Here is a 13,759-nt window from a genome sequence, read left to right as displayed (position 1 = left end):
GCTACGGCTCAAGAAGCGGGAGCGAGATACGGCGAGGCGCTTGGAGCGATAGAGGTTTGCGACGGAACCTCGCTAACGGATAAAGCCAAGACTCTGAAGACATCTTTTGCGGGTGCGGATCTCGAGCGTTTCACCGCTCAGGCAGCAAAAGTTTATGAGGCCTGGATCACCGTCAAACATTGCGTCCGGCCGAATGACCCCAATCCGTGCAGAATTATCATCCAGAAGAGTTGCCTGGCGGCGATATCGGAAATCGGTCCAGATGGATCAGCGCTGCCGGGGTTACTCGATGTGAGAAACCATTGATTGAACGCTTCGAAGGCAGGAGATCCAAATGTGTGTTCCGCACGTAGCAAGAATATCGATCACAAAAGGACGTTAGCATGCCCATTGTCTCGCCAATGTTGTGCTTAGCTCTCGTTGCGATATTCGCGGGTGTTGAGCTGGCTGTCCGTCGCCGACTGCCGTCAAGGCGCACGCTGAACCCCAACCCAAATATTCGGCGAGCGGGTTGAGATAAATCGAATTGAAATCGATGGTGGGTGTCAGGTCATAATGGCTTTTCTAATCGGTTACGTGGCGTTTCTCATCGTTTTCGGATTGATGGATTTCGCCTGGCTGAGCACCACGGTGCCCAAACTCTACCTTCCCGTTCTCGGTGACTCCGCCGCGACGAACATGAGGCTGGCTCCTGCCATCGTCTTTTACCTCTTCTACGCCGCAGGCGCTGTCTTCTTCGGTGCTTTGCCAGGCGTGTCGTCAGGGCCCCGGACGGCATTCCTGTGTGGGCTATTTTTGGGCGCCGTCGCTTACGGTACTTACGACCTCACGAATTATGCAACCTTGCGGAATTGGTCTTTAGCGCTCACCGTCGTTGATATGGCGTGGGGAGCGTTGGCGACCGGTGTTGCCTGCATGGCCGCAAGCGTTGCGATGCGCTACCTCTCCGCGTGAACATTCAAAAGCGCCGCTAATCCCTTTGCTGTCATGCTCTCTCCGCCAATTTCATCAACCGCTCCGTGGCGGTCCTGGGAAAAATGCGTTGGTGCGCGATTGATATTTGCGGAACTCATCGCCCGATCGGGCCAGCATATGCAGTTCAAGAAGCGGTATGCCCGAGACGTGAACGAGCAGCCAGTACATGACGAGCGGGCCGGAGATCGCTAGCCAGCCCCAAGGGTAGCCGCCTTGGATATCTATGGCTGCGATCGGATAGGCGAGCCAGCAAACCCACTCGAAGAAATAGTTGGGATGGCGAGAGAATCGCCAAAGACCTCGATCGTAGACCCGGCCCTTATTCGCGGGATTTGCGCGAAAACACTTGAGCTGCCAGTCGGCGAGTGCTTCTCCGCCGATAGCGGCGATGAGCACGACGGCTCCAAGAAAATCCTGAAGGCGTAACCCTTCTGCCGGATTCCAAGCCGCTAACAGAATCGACATCGCGAGGGGAACACTCACCCACGCTTGTTTTTGCGCGAACCAGAACATCTGACGCGCCGCATTCGGTCCCCACTCCGCAATGAGCCGTGCATAGCGAGGATCATCTGTTATGGCTGTCGTTCTCTGAGCGATATGGAGCCCGAGCCGGCCGGCCCATAAGAAAACCAATGTTGAAACGAGCATGGCGCGCCCGGAAAATCCGCCGCCGAGCAAAGCGCCCGTTATAGCCGTCAGTCCGAGGCCGAAAGTCCAGGTCGTGTCGATCCATCCGGAGTTCCGCGTTTTCCTCCAAGCCAACCATCCGACAGTCATGGCCAATGAGAGGGCGCCGAACGCATAAATGAGGGCAATCATGAAGGATAATGTCGTCATTCAGCTTCCGCGGTAGAAATTGGCTTCGAAGCGCGACGCGTCAACGTTTCCATAAACGATCCGGGGCGAACCTAATGCTTACGCCTCCCGCATCGTGATGGATCACGGCGAGGTGATCCAAAACTTGGTCGCGCTCGTAATGCCAATGCGCGTTCAAAGACTTACCCCCCGCAACTGTCGCGAGAGCTCATATGTACAACTCTGCTGGCGAGGCAGTACTGAATATTGCCGTGATCGGCAGCGGCATAGCCGGGCTGTCGGCGGCTTGGCTTCTGAGCCAGCGGCATGTCGTGACGCTTTACGAACAAGACCGGAGAATCGGCGGACACTCGAATTCAGTGCTCCTGCCAGACTCCCAGCAATTCGTCGACACCGGGTTCATCGTCTACAATGAGATGAATTACCCGAATTTGACGGCCCTTTTCAAACATCTCAAAGTTCAAACGCAGCCGACAGAAATGTCGCTCGCCGTTTCTCTTCGCGGCGGCGGCCTCGAGTATTCGGGGACAAACCTCAGGGGCCTCTTCGCGCAACCGCGCAACATCATTAGCGGCCGCTTTTGGTCGATGCTGAGGGATCTCCGCAGGTTCTACCAACATGCTCCTCTCGATCTTCCGAACCTTGAAGATCGATCCATTACATTAGGTCAGTATCTCGATGAAAACCGTTATGGCAGGGCCTTCCGGGAGGACCATCTCTTGCCGATGGCAGGCGCGATTTGGTCGGCGCCGCCGCACGCAATCCTCGATTATCCGGCCGCGAACTTTATCCGGTTTCACGACAATCACGGCCTGCTAAAGCTAGCGGATAGGCCCGCCTGGCGCACTGTAACAGGGGGCAGCAGAAATTACGTCGAGACGCTGACGTCGTCGTTTCGTAAACGCATCCATATTGGCAACCCGATCACCCATGTCAGATCTGGCGAGCAAGCCGTGTTTATTAGGGACCGGAGCGGCGGGGTTGATAGATTCGATCATGTCGTCATCGCAACTCATGCCGATCAAGCGCTCGCGCTTCTTGTGGACCCAAGCATTGAGGAGCGCGCTGCACTTAGCGCGTTCCGATACAGCCGAAACCGCGCCGTCCTGCATGCAGATCCCTCCCTCATGCCGAAGCGGAGTTCGGTCTGGTCGAGCTGGAATTACATTGAGCCGCGTGGCGGCGGCGGCGCGTTGCCAACCATCACCTATTGGATGAACCGCTTGCAGAGCCTTCAGACAAAGCGGCAGATATTTCTCACTCTCAATCCTCAGTCGGAGCCGAACGACATCCATTACGAGACCTATTACGAACACCCCCTCTTCAATAGTGCTGCGATAGCCGCGCAGCAGATGCTATGGCCGCTGCAAGGGCAGCGCCGACTTTGGTTTTGTGGATCCTACTTTGGTTATGGGTTTCATGAAGACGGTCTGCAGGCCGGACTCGCCGTCGCTGAACAAATCGATCCTCGATGCCCGCGGCCCTGGTCTGTCGATGATGAATCCGGCCGCATTGTTATTCGTGCTGGTTTCAAACCGCACGAGGTTGCCGCATGACGTTGAGTTCGGCTCTCTATTCTGGCTCCGTGGTGCATCGCCGGGTCCGCCCCGTGCTGCATCTGTTGCGCTATCGCGTGTTCTGGCTCCTCCTCGACCTGGGCGAAATCGACAAGCTATCAAAGACGCTGTGGTTGTTCTCGCGAAACCGCTTCAATGCGCTGAGTTTTTACGATCGAGATTATGGCGACGGTGGGCAGGCTTCACTTTACGCACAAATCCAAGAGCATTTGCGGAAAGCCAATGTTAGCGCCGACGGCAAGATCCTTCTGCTGTCGATGCCCCGCATTCTCGGCTATGTCTTCAATCCGCTCAGCATATATTTTTGCCACGATGCGCGCGGCCAACTGAAAGCCATCGTCTATGAGGTTCACAACACTTTCGGCGAGCGTCACAGCTACGTGATCCCTGTCGAGGGCGCGAGTGGAACGATCAATCAGCGATGTGAAAAGGCTTTCTACGTATCGCCTTTCCTCGGGATGGACTTGCGCTACGCGTTCAGCGTCGTCGCACCTGGCGAACGTATCAACGTGGCGATCCGTGGTTACGACGGTTCGGGCCTCGTGATCGTGACCGCTCTTTCCGGATCGAGGCGGAGGCTCACCGACGGAGCGTTGCTCGCTGCACTTCTCGCGTTTCCATTTCTAACCCTGAAAGTGATGGCAGCGATTCATTGGCACGCGCTGCGTCTCTATCTGAAGGGTCTGAAAGTCTACAATCATGGCGTTGCAACTGTTGTGCCCCGCGATCTGCCAGCCAGGAAATCCAAATGAATGATACGACCGTAAACTTGCGGCTGGGCGATTGTTTTCCAACGCGCTCGCCTCTCGCGAGGCTCATCGCTCGACGCATCCCGCCGATTGATGCGGGGGGATTGCACCTTTCTCTGCCCGACGGTGGAGTAATACGCCGGCGCGGCGATGCCCCGGGTCCGGAGGCCATCATCGAGGTCTCCTCATGGCGCGCGCTCGTGCGAACGCTGTTCGATGGCGAGCACGGGTTTGCCGATGCCTATCTCGCCGGTGAGTGGTCGACGCCGGACTTGAAGGCGGTCCTTGCGTGGGCAATGGTCAACGAGCAAGTGCTCGCACGCGCTGCTGCGGGTTCGTGGTTGACACGCCTGCAAAATCGGTTTCGCCATCTTCGGCGAGAAAACACGCGAAGCGGTAGCCGCCGGAATATCGCTGCCCACTACGACCTTGGAAATTCTTTCTATCAGGCATGGCTCGATGCCGGCATGAATTATTCTTCCGCTATCTATACGGGGGAGGAGACACTCGAGGACGCCCAGAACCGTAAGCTTGACCGCGTCATCGAGCTGCTCGGCCTTGAAGGCGGTGAGCGCGTTCTTGAGATCGGTTGTGGATGGGGCTCGCTTGCGGCACGCATCGTCAGCAACGGCTGCCATCTCACTGGGTTGACCTTGTCGCGCGAGCAACTTGCCTATGCGCAAGGTCAAATAACGCGTGCAGAAAGCGGAGCTGCCGATTTACGGCTGCAGGATTACCGCGATGTGGAGGGACGTTACGATCGTGTCGCCTCCATCGAAATGATCGAAGCGGTCGGCGAGCGATTTTGGCCGGCTTATTTCTCCAAACTTCGCAGTGTTCTCAAGGAGGGCGGCATCGCGGTCTTGCAAGCAATCACCATCGATGAAAAGCGCTTCGCCAATTACCGCAAGAACCCGGACTTTATTCAGCGCTACATTTTTCCGGGCGGTATGCTGCCTACCAGCACGCTGATAGCTGAATTGGCGTCTGCGGCGGGCTTAACGCTGGTGCATGATGAGGCGTTCGGAATGAGTTATGCTCGGACGCTCGCTGAGTGGCGGTCGCGATTTCTTTGTGCTTGGCCGCGCATCGAAAGCATGGGCTTCGATCAGAGGTTCAGACGTATGTGGGAATATTATCTTACGTATTGTGAAGTCGGTTTTCTCTCCGGTACCGTTGACGTGAAGCTCTTTAAGTTTGTGCGGTAAGGGAGCAAACATCCAGCATCGCGGCGGGCCGCCGGGTTTTCTCCAAAACGCCGCGTAGATAAGGATCGTCGTTTCGAGGGAAGCACCGTTGTCCTGTGTCCGCAGGATCAGAAACGCGTTGCTGGAATTGCCAATCCCGAAAATAGCCGTCGCCAGCAGATATTTCCAATAGCCGATCGGTAACCGCCGGAGGCTGACGTCGATCTTTGACTTGGCAGCCACCGTCACCGGCTGCTCCTGGACGAGCAGCACCATCAATAAGGCTAACAGGCCGGGGATGATCGCGAGATAGAAGATGGTGCGGATCTCGACGTGCAGCGCATAGAGGAGATACACGGCAAGCAGCGGCCCGAGGAATGCGCCTGCATTGTCGCCGAAGCCCTCAAGCCCGAAGGCCCGGCCTCTGTCTTTCTCCTCCACCGATGATGCGATGAGCGCATCTCGCGGGGCAGAGCAGGTGCCAGCGCCGAGCCGGTCGAGGAACCGCGCGCCGAACACACCTTGCCAGACCGAAGAAAGCTCCATCAGCGGCTTGGCGATGGCCGCCAGGAATTAGCCGGCCAGCGCGATGGGCTTGCGTTTTTGCAGCTTGTCCGACAGCGCACCCGAAAAGCCCTGCACGATATTCTGTGTGGCCCTGGGCAAAACCGTCGACCAGGCCCACGATGCTGCCGCTCGCTTTGAGCGTTTGCGTCAGAAAGACGGGCAGGACCGGGTAGAGCATCTCTGTTGAGATGTCAGCGAACAGGCTAGAAAAGGCGAGAAGAAACGTGTTTCTCGACAGGCCGGCAAAATATCCTTGCGTCGCTGGCCTTGGCCATGGGCCCTTCACCTCATGTCACGACTTGCACAAGAACGATGCCACCGATGGCGCTAACGATAACGACGAGGAGAGGTGGTGCGCGCCAGACGGTGAGTAGGACAAAGCCGATGAGCGCGATTGCAAAATCCCCAGGCGTCTTAACCGAGCTAACCCAGACCGGATTGTAAAGCGCCGCGCCAAGCAATCCGACCACCGCTGCATTGACGCCGCGCATCACGGCCTGTGCGCCGGCGCGCCTGCGGAAGGTATCCCAGAAGGGCAATGCGCCGATAAGGATCAGCATGCCGGGAAGGAAGATGCCGATCAGGCCGAGTGCAGCGCCCGCGATCCCGTAGGTCGATGGCTGCACGATGGCGCCAAGATAGGCTGCGAAGGTGAAGAGTGGTCCGGGAACGGCCTGCGCGGCGCCATAGCCAGTCAGGAAAGCATCGTTGCTCACCCAGCCGGGCGTTACAAACGCCTCACGCAGCAGCGGCAGCACCACGTGACCGCCGCCGAAGACCAGCGCGCCAGAGCGGTAGAACGCATCAAAGAATGTTATGCCCTGCAATATTCCGAGCCCACGCATGAGGGGAAGGCCGACGAGCAGGAGAAAGAAGGCGGAGAGCGCCAAGAGACTTACGGTGCGCGAGACCGGCACAGAGATATGTCCAGTTGCTGGCGGCGGCGCCCCGCGGCAAAGCCATGGCCCCGCGATTCCACCCAGTGCGATAGCCGCGATCTGCGCGGTTGAAGACGAACTGAACAGGATGACCATCGCGGCTACGAGCGCAATGGAAGCCCGTTCGCGGTCGGGACATAGGGTGCGTGCCATGCCCCATACGGCCTGGGCGACGATTGCGACGGCAACGAGCTTGAGCCCGTGCAGCAGCCCGATACCGGTCGGGCCGCTGAGCGCGTGCGCGCCATATGCAAAGAGCACGAGCGCGATGGCAGACGGCAACGTGAAGCCGATCCATGCCGCAAGGCCGCCGATATAGCCGGCGCGCATTAGGCCGATGGAAAATCCAACCTGGCTGCTCGCGGGGCCGGGCAGGAACTGACATAGCCCGACGAGATCGGCGTAAGCCTGCTCGTCGAGCCAACGGCGGCGAACCACGAACTCCTCGCGGAAATACCCGATATGCGCGATAGGCCCGCCAAATGACGTGAGGCCCAGCCGCAAAAAAACAAGGAGGACTTCCAATGGCGAACCTGTCCGTCGGTCCTCGTCTTTGGTGATCGTGTTCGCGGCGATGGTCACGGGCTGTTTCACTTACGCATAATTAAAAAGCGTCATAAACCCGAAGTCCATGTGCAGCTGGTGACAGTGGAAGAGGGTCATACCTGGATTGTCGGCGACGAAGTCGAATTCGATCTCCTGAAACCCGCCGAGCATCACGACGTCCTTGAGAACGGATCCGGGAGCGCTCGTTCGCATCACGTCGGTCCAGGACATGCTCGACCCTTCTTATAACTATCGGCCATCAATATCTAAAATCGATAGTGAGAGCCGATAACGTCATAGTCAACTCTTCTTCTTGGCTGGCGCCGATGTGGGATCTACACTATCGGAATTCGAGTTCGTTACCTCATAATCGTATAGGAGTGAAGAGAACTGACGATGGCCCATCAGGATTTGCTGTCCGGCTTCATACGGCTTCACATCGTGCATCATGCCGCGGAAGGCGAGGTCTACGGGCAATGGATCACTGAGGAACTCGCGCGGCACGGCTATCGCCTTAGCGCGGGCACTCTCTATCCGATGCTGCATGCATTAGAGCGGAAGGGTTATCTTCGTTCACGCGAAAAACGGATGGGACGCACCTCGCGGCGCCTCTATCGCACAACGGCCCAGGGGCGCGCCGCATTGGAAGATGCCAAAGAGAAGTTGCGGGAGCTCGTCGGTGAGTTGCTCGAGGAGCGGTGACGGCGTGCCGTCAAGATTCAGCTTCGGGTCAAACGCCCTCTCCACCAAGTCCCCGTCTGCCAGTGTCGATTGGCTAAAGAACAACGCGGCGACGGCTCTTTAAAGCGCGCCATCGCTTTCGGCTCGTACCCGCACGGATAATAGCATCCAAGACTTCTTCGTCGCCGTCTGCGCGCGGATGAAGTGTGCCGCCAAACAGATCTGTGGCGGCGGCCGCGCCGGGCTGTCTTACATGGGTGAAGAAGTGCGCAGTTGCAGTCCCACCATTATGATGCCCACCGCTGCGACCCAGCTCCCGCTTGCCCGCAGCGCGATCAGTCGCCATTCGCCGCCGCCCTGGCGGAACGATATGGCGAGGGCCGTAATTAACGTAACGAATACATAACCGACAGCGGCGATCCCGCAGATGAATAGGAAGTGGTCGGTGTCTTGCGTCATCGCTTGGCCGTTGTAATAGCCGTGCAGCAGCGCGATGAGCGTCACGAGGCTGAGAAAGACCGGGAACGGAAGCTTGGCGGCTGCCGCAACAGCCAGGCCCGTGACGACGATGACTGCAAGGCTCCATGCGGGTGAGATCGGCAAAGCCGGTGCAACGACCGACAGCAGTGCTCCTCCCACAAGCGCGATCGGAAATACGAACAGCAACCAGCGCGCGTTGCGCGGACCCTGAATCGCGGCAAGTATCGCGAGCGCAAACCACGGCACCACGTCCTGGGGACCGGAGAGCGGATGAAGCACGCCCCCGTAAAAGTCGCCGAGGGACGTGTTGATGAGATGTGCATCGGCGCTCGCGGGCGCCCCAATGAGTACGAGTGCCGCAGCAACGGTGCGGATTAGTGTTCCGGTTTTCAAGCGACCAATCCCATTGCGCTCAAGAGGAAGTATCCACCGATTGCACCAATTGCGGCGCCGCTGGTTCGAACGAGCTTTGCGCCGGCAGGCCAACGGGTGAGTACGCCGATCAAGATGCCGCAGAGATGCAAGAGACCAGTGGCGATGACGAAGCCGACACCGAAGGCGAGGGGATCGGCCGCTTCAGGCAGCTCGCGTCCATGCGCGTAGCCGTGGAAAATAGCGAAGACGCCTACAAGGAGGGCAGCGACCCAAAGCGGCGGGCGGGTTTTGGTCGCGACCATGAGCCCGAGCGCTATTGCCGAGATTGCAATCATGATTTCCGTGAAGGGCAGATCGATCCCCGAGACGCCGAGGAGACCGCCGATCGCCATCACAAGCGGGAACGTAATCGGCAGTATCCAGATCGCGGGATTGCCGAGTTGAGCGCCCCATAAACCGACTGCCACCATGGCGACGAGGTGATCCACTCCGGTGATCGGATGCATGAAGCCAGACAATAGACCAGCGGACGTGCCTGTTCCCGAGTGAGCGAGGGCAGGCGCGAGCGGGATCAGCGCGAATATCGTGGCCAATGCCATGCTCGTCCTGAGCGAAGCGTCTTTCACGTCGTTAACTCCTTCCGGAAATCTTTGGCTTTCAGATGCGCGAGAGAAACCAAAATGAGGCGACACTACCGATGGCGTAGGCGGGTAACGCTGCAGCCCATTGAGGCAGCATGGATTGTGTTGTGCGATGAGCCCAGATCAGCGCGAGCACGAGCAGGACGAAGAGGAGTTGTCCGATCTCGACGCCGACATTGAAGAAGAGGAGGGCCATCGGCAGGATCGCCTGCGGAATACCGATGCCGGTGAGCGCTGTGGCGAAGCCCAGTCCATGCAGAAGGCCGAACATGAAGGCGACAAACCAGGGATAGCGAGCCGTAAGACCTATTTGACCGCGCTGAAGCTTGACGATCTCCACGCCTACAAAAACGATGCTGAGTGCGATGGCTGCATTGAGCGGCCGCTCGGGAACACCTACCCATCCAAATGTGGCTGCGGCCAACGACAAGCTATGCGCGATGGTAAAGGCCGTGATGGTGCGAACGAGCATCCATGGCCCGCGTACAAGCCAGATCAACCCGAGAACGAATAGCAGGTGATCGATGCCACGCAGGATGTGATCGATGCCGAGATTGACATAGGTATTCGCAAGGTCGAGCCAGGCATTCAGATCGTGGCCGGGATCGCGAGCAACCGTCACCACAGGATTGGCCGCGCTGACGGTGTAGGCTTGCACCGGGCCTTCTTTGGCGATGACTCGGATCATCGCCGCCGATTGCTTGCTGCCGAGGCCGGTAAAACTGAGCTGACCGACCAGACCTTTTTCTCCACAGTTGAGATCGGGCGCATTCCAGACGCAGTGCTCGGGAAAAATCGGATGATAGCTCAGTTCTGTCGGTGGCATCGTCCACTGTGTAAAGTAGCGGCCAGGCGCCATCTCGCGCAACGTCATCACGGCCATCGAAGCCTCGTGAGCCGATGCCATGCCCGCAGAATACAAATGGGAGCCGAGGAAGGTCAGCAATAACAATAAGAGTGCTGGGACGCCGGCGATTACGCTTCGAGTAGTACCAATCATGGCTCATCGCGCCTGATGACGTAGGCCTTCGCCATATCCCGAATGGCGGCCACGCCTAGGCGGCGCGCGCGGTCGTCTTTCCACTCGTTGATGAGCTGGGTCTGGACCTCGTCCAGTTGAGCGGCGTGGCCGGGATTGAACGAGTCGACGCGGACGATATGCCAGCCACCCGGCGATTGCAGGGTCGTCCACTTGCCGATTGGAAGTGCGGCGAGTTGGTCGAGAAATGTCTTGCCGAAAGATGCTTCGAGACTTGGTGTGGGACGGTCGGCAAAAACTTGCGCTCGCAACCGCACCTCTTCCGGCTCGCTGCCGGATTCAATCTGCTGAAGTGTTGATTTTGCCTGCGACTCGGCGTCTGGTCCGGTGAAAGGCACTTCGAAGAAGCTGACAAAATCTGGAACGTCGTACTGAGCGCGCCTCTCTTCGAACCAATCCGAAAGTTGCTTCTGGGTCGGCTCTTCGACGTTGACGTTGCCGAATACGAGAAGGCGCATTTTTTGCATGATCCGCTCGCGGATCATATCGTCGCCCCGGTCGAGGCCTTGAGCGAGCGCCTCACGATACGTCACCTCGTTGAGGATCCAGTTATCGATCAGGCGCGTGAGCTCGGCTTTGCTGGGCTCGACGTCGTGCTTCTCTTTATATAGGTCGATGATCGATTGCCGCACCTGAGGCGTCACTTCAATGAGCCGCTCTTTGCTCACAGATGGAGTAACGGCTGCGTGGACTGCGAACAACAGCGCGCCGATCAGCAGAAAGTGCAGAAGCGGTTCGCGCGCCAAACTTGCAAATGCTGAATTTCGTGGAGCGTCTGTTGACGGCATCGTGCTGCCGTCGGCAGGCGGCGTGAAAGTCATAACTTAAATTGGACTCCCCTAACGTCTCGGTCGCGGAATTCGGCAGCGTTTGGCCGGCACTCACTACCCGAGCGAAGCGCGATTAAGCGCACTGAGATGTCGAGCCTATGACAGTGCAAGGCGATGATGCGAAGTGAGTTTCGATCAACGTGCCCTGCGACGTTTTTCCGGTACGCTGTTATTTTTCCTTCAGACCTCTGTCACGGTCGGTCGCTATCCGTCGCGCGTTCCGCTCTGAAGCGGTTTAATCTTGAGGCTAAAGGGGAAATTGAGAGGGTATGTCGAAATCAGATTCTTACAGTCGCCGCGTCGTGCAGGCGTCGGCGCTGGTCATCGCAGCCAGCGTTGCCGGCTTCGCGCCGGCCAACGCCGGTAGTTCCGCGGACACCGACAGCTATATGGCGGGTGACTTTCACAACCACACCACCTGCACCGACGGCACCACCTCGCTCGAGACGATGATCACCAAGTCGATCAATACGTTCGATCTCGACTGGATGGCACAGTCTGGTCACGGTGGCAGCTATACACGCGACTGCCGCTACGACGATCCGGAAGGCGATTCGTCGAAGACGGGCAGCGGCAAGCTCTGGGAACAGACGATCGGCGCCGCCGCAATCAAAGGCGATGTCGTGAACTCGACTTCGTACTCTCCCGATGGCCTGCCTCACCGCGCCATGTGGCGTTGGCAGATGCTGCAGGAATACGTGTATCCTGAAGTTTCGCGGATGTCGAAGAAGCTTAGAAATCCAATGCTGTACGTTGGCCTCGAGACGAACTCTCCCGGCCACGAGCACGTCAGCAGCACGGTTCTCGGCGCGCAGCGCGCTTGGGATTGGAATGGCAAGACGGGCAATGTCGACGCGCTCGCCGAGTTCGAGTATCGGTTCGATCGCAGCGATACGGACATGAGCGGTCCGGGCGGCACACCTGGCGTCGCCAACAGCGGCATCTGGAAGGGCAAGGTCGCGAATGCGTCCGGTACCGGCCAGGGCACTGCGAACCACAACAACAAAGCTGTTCCCAGCGTTGCCTGGATGCAGGCAAATTATCCGCTGCAGAGCTACTTCGTTCCTGCCCACGTCGAGCGCGCCGGCGTGTTTGATCCGAACGGCAACCGTGGCTTCAACGTCGAGCACTTCCGCGACTTCAATAACGCGGGTCCGACGGTTGCGGTCGGCTTCGAAACGATGCCGGGCCATCAGGCCAGCGCCAACCGCGGCGAGTATCGCAAGAACTTCGGCGGCGCGGGCATCGACTCCGCTGGCGTAACGACCTACGGCGGCGTCGGCATTTACGGCGCAAAGATTGGCGGCCTGTGGGATGCAATGCTTGGCGAAGGCCGCAACTTCTTCTTCTATGCCAGCTCCGATTGGCATAACCGCGGCGCGTTCAGCCCGTACGTTCGTGAATCGACGCAGGACTTCTACCCTGGTGAATATCAGAAGCTCTACATCCCGCGTCCCAGCAGCCGTTCAGTTTTGCTGCGTCCGCAGTATATCGTCGACAGTGTGCGCGCCGGTAACTCGTTCTCGGTTTCGGGTGACCTGATCTCTGGCGAGTTGTCGTACAAGGCAGAGATTGTCGAGGAATGCGACAATAAGAACAAGAAGTCCTGCAACAAAGCGACGACTGTTGCGAAAATGGGCGAGACCTTGGTCGTTCCGCGCGGCAAGTCCGTTCGGATCACACTCACGGTCCAGGACACGGACAAGGCGAACAACTCGCCGTACAAGTTCAACAACCCGTCGCTGCTCCAGGTCGGCATCAAGCAGCCGCTGAACAAGCCGAAGCTCGACCATGTCGACTTCATCCGCGGCGAGGTCACCGGCGTCATTGCGCCGACTGATCCGAAGTACACGGACCCGACGAACTCCACGGCTGCGATTTACGCCACGTTCGATGGCAGCAAGTGGACGAAGCAGGGCCAGAAGCGGACGATGAGCTTCGTTATCCCGAACGTCCAGAGCAACCAGTACATCCGTGCCCGCGGCACCAACCTGCCGCGCTCGACGCCGCTCGAGACGGATGCTCAGGGCAACCCGCTGGCGGATCTAGATCCGACGGCAGTCACGGACGCGAAGAACACGATCCCCTGCACAGACAAGGCCTGCCCGGCGCACATGCAGGTCTTGAACGGTCAGAAGATCTCGAGCTACGACGTCGCAGCTTGGGCGGATCTGTGGTTCTATACGAACCCGATCTTCATCCGCGTATCCGATCAGCCGAAGCTTCTGGTTGAAAAGAACGCCGAGCTCGCACAGCAGCTCGCGAAGAACTAACGGCATAGGTGCGATCGTGATCTCACGGTCGCATCCTCTTCCGAAGCGATACGACTGGGGGCCGGTTCCGGCTCCCAGTTTTCTT

13 protein-coding genes and 1 pseudogene are annotated in these 13,759 nt (G+C 58.4%); 6 read left to right on the top strand and 8 right to left on the bottom strand.

The annotated features are described in order from the left end of the window. Positions 1–555: 555 nt before the first annotated feature. Positions 556–954, top strand: a complete 399-nt coding sequence (locus G359_RS12210; protein WP_045836353.1) for a DUF2177 family protein — start codon at positions 556–558, stop codon at positions 952–954. A 54-nt stretch (positions 955–1,008) separates the two neighbouring features. Here the strand turns inward: G359_RS12210 and G359_RS12205 are convergent, their stop codons facing one another. Continuing rightward, positions 1,009–1,812, bottom strand: a complete 804-nt coding sequence (locus tag G359_RS12205; protein WP_045836352.1) for a DUF1295 domain-containing protein — start codon at positions 1,810–1,812, stop codon at positions 1,009–1,011. A 191-nt stretch (positions 1,813–2,003) separates the two neighbouring features. Here G359_RS12205 and G359_RS12200 point away from each other — a divergent pair, with 191 nt between their 5' ends. From G359_RS12200 to G359_RS12190, 3 genes are read left to right on the top strand one after another with little or no spacing between them, the layout of a single operon-like run. Further along, positions 2,004–3,347, top strand: coding sequence for an NAD(P)/FAD-dependent oxidoreductase (locus G359_RS12200; protein WP_045836351.1), 1,344 nt, complete (start codon positions 2,004–2,006; stop codon positions 3,345–3,347). Next, a complete protein-coding gene (locus tag G359_RS12195; RefSeq protein WP_045836350.1) occupies positions 3,344–4,120 on the top strand; it encodes a DUF1365 domain-containing protein in 777 nt (258 codons plus the stop codon). Before G359_RS12200 ends, G359_RS12195 begins: the two co-directional genes overlap by 4 nt. Beyond that, positions 4,117–5,325 carry an SAM-dependent methyltransferase gene (locus tag G359_RS12190; protein ID WP_045836349.1) on the top strand — a complete coding sequence of 403 codons (1,209 nt, stop codon included), beginning with the start codon at positions 4,117–4,119 and terminating at the stop codon, positions 5,323–5,325. Before G359_RS12195 ends, G359_RS12190 begins: the two co-directional genes overlap by 4 nt. A 111-nt stretch (positions 5,326–5,436) precedes the next feature. On the opposite strand, the pseudogene G359_RS21120 reads toward G359_RS12190, so the two are convergent. The 3 genes and pseudogenes from G359_RS21120 to G359_RS12175 all read right to left on the bottom strand — a co-directional run. After that, positions 5,437–5,850, bottom strand: a pseudogene (locus G359_RS21120) (MFS transporter); the annotation flags it as partial. Between the two features lie 308 nt (positions 5,851–6,158). Further along, positions 6,159–7,391 carry a chromate efflux transporter gene (chrA, locus tag G359_RS12180; RefSeq protein ID WP_197077571.1) on the bottom strand — a complete coding sequence of 411 codons (1,233 nt, stop codon included), beginning with the start codon at positions 7,389–7,391 and terminating at the stop codon, positions 6,159–6,161. Positions 7,392–7,403: 12 nt separating this feature from the next. Further along, entirely contained in the window at positions 7,404–7,586 is a 183-nt protein-coding gene (locus G359_RS12175) for a multicopper oxidase domain-containing protein (protein WP_045836348.1), read from the bottom strand. 165 nt (positions 7,587–7,751) lie between these two features. Between G359_RS12175 and G359_RS12170 the strand changes: the two genes are divergently transcribed. Further along, positions 7,752–8,057: a PadR family transcriptional regulator gene (locus tag G359_RS12170; protein ID WP_045836347.1), complete on the top strand. Its 306-nt coding sequence runs from the start codon at positions 7,752–7,754 to the stop codon at positions 8,055–8,057. A gap of 228 nt (positions 8,058–8,285) precedes the next feature. Here the strand turns inward: G359_RS12170 and G359_RS12165 are convergent, their stop codons facing one another. The 4 genes from G359_RS12165 to G359_RS12150 are packed head-to-tail and all read right to left on the bottom strand — an operon-like array spanning position 8,286 to position 11,392. After that, positions 8,286–8,909 carry a HupE/UreJ family protein gene (locus tag G359_RS12165; RefSeq protein ID WP_045836346.1) on the bottom strand — a complete coding sequence of 208 codons (624 nt, stop codon included), beginning with the start codon at positions 8,907–8,909 and terminating at the stop codon, positions 8,286–8,288. Then, positions 8,906–9,490, bottom strand: a complete 585-nt coding sequence (locus G359_RS12160) for a HupE/UreJ family protein (protein WP_045837955.1) — start codon at positions 9,488–9,490, stop codon at positions 8,906–8,908. Before G359_RS12160 ends, G359_RS12165 begins: the two co-directional genes overlap by 4 nt. Positions 9,491–9,548: 58 nt before the next feature. Further along, positions 9,549–10,508, bottom strand: a complete 960-nt coding sequence (locus G359_RS12155) for a HupE/UreJ family protein (protein WP_045837954.1) — start codon at positions 10,506–10,508, stop codon at positions 9,549–9,551. 20 nt (positions 10,509–10,528) lie between these two features. Then, complete coding sequence (locus G359_RS12150; protein ID WP_052699344.1) at positions 10,529–11,392, bottom strand: peptidyl-prolyl cis-trans isomerase; 864 nt, start codon at positions 11,390–11,392, stop codon at positions 10,529–10,531. Between the two features lie 278 nt (positions 11,393–11,670). Between G359_RS12150 and G359_RS12145 the strand changes: the two genes are divergently transcribed. Beyond that, positions 11,671–13,674, top strand: coding sequence for a hypothetical protein (locus G359_RS12145; RefSeq protein ID WP_045836345.1), 2,004 nt, complete (start codon positions 11,671–11,673; stop codon positions 13,672–13,674). Positions 13,675–13,759 lie beyond the last annotated feature (85 nt).

Origin of the sequence: Hyphomicrobium sp. 99 (assembly GCF_000384335.2) — a bacterium.
In the GTDB taxonomy this organism is placed as follows: Bacteria; Pseudomonadota; Alphaproteobacteria; order Rhizobiales; family Hyphomicrobiaceae; genus Hyphomicrobium_B.
This window is presented reverse-complemented; position numbering and strand designations above follow the sequence as displayed.

What these genes read in the sequence shown, in the direction of transcription:
- G359_RS12210 (WP_045836353.1), top strand. Translation starts at nt 556, where the DNA reads ATGGCTTTTCTAATCGGTTACGTGGCGTTTCTCATCGTTTTCGGATTG.
- G359_RS12205 (WP_045836352.1), bottom strand. Translation starts at nt 1,812, where the DNA reads ATGACGACATTATCCTTCATGATTGCCCTCATTTATGCGTTCGGCGCC.
- G359_RS12200 (WP_045836351.1), top strand. Translation starts at nt 2,004, where the DNA reads ATGTACAACTCTGCTGGCGAGGCAGTACTGAATATTGCCGTGATCGGC.
- G359_RS12195 (WP_045836350.1), top strand. Translation starts at nt 3,344, where the DNA reads ATGACGTTGAGTTCGGCTCTCTATTCTGGCTCCGTGGTGCATCGCCGG.
- G359_RS12190 (WP_045836349.1), top strand. Translation starts at nt 4,117, where the DNA reads ATGAATGATACGACCGTAAACTTGCGGCTGGGCGATTGTTTTCCAACG.
- G359_RS12175 (WP_045836348.1), bottom strand. Translation starts at nt 7,586, where the DNA reads ATGTCCTGGACCGACGTGATGCGAACGAGCGCTCCCGGATCCGTTCTC.
- G359_RS12170 (WP_045836347.1), top strand. Translation starts at nt 7,752, where the DNA reads ATGGCCCATCAGGATTTGCTGTCCGGCTTCATACGGCTTCACATCGTG.
- G359_RS12160 (WP_045837955.1), bottom strand. Translation starts at nt 9,490, where the DNA reads ATGGCATTGGCCACGATATTCGCGCTGATCCCGCTCGCGCCTGCCCTC.
- G359_RS12150 (WP_052699344.1), bottom strand. Translation starts at nt 11,392, where the DNA reads ATGACTTTCACGCCGCCTGCCGACGGCAGCACGATGCCGTCAACAGAC.
- G359_RS12145 (WP_045836345.1), top strand. Translation starts at nt 11,671, where the DNA reads ATGTCGAAATCAGATTCTTACAGTCGCCGCGTCGTGCAGGCGTCGGCG.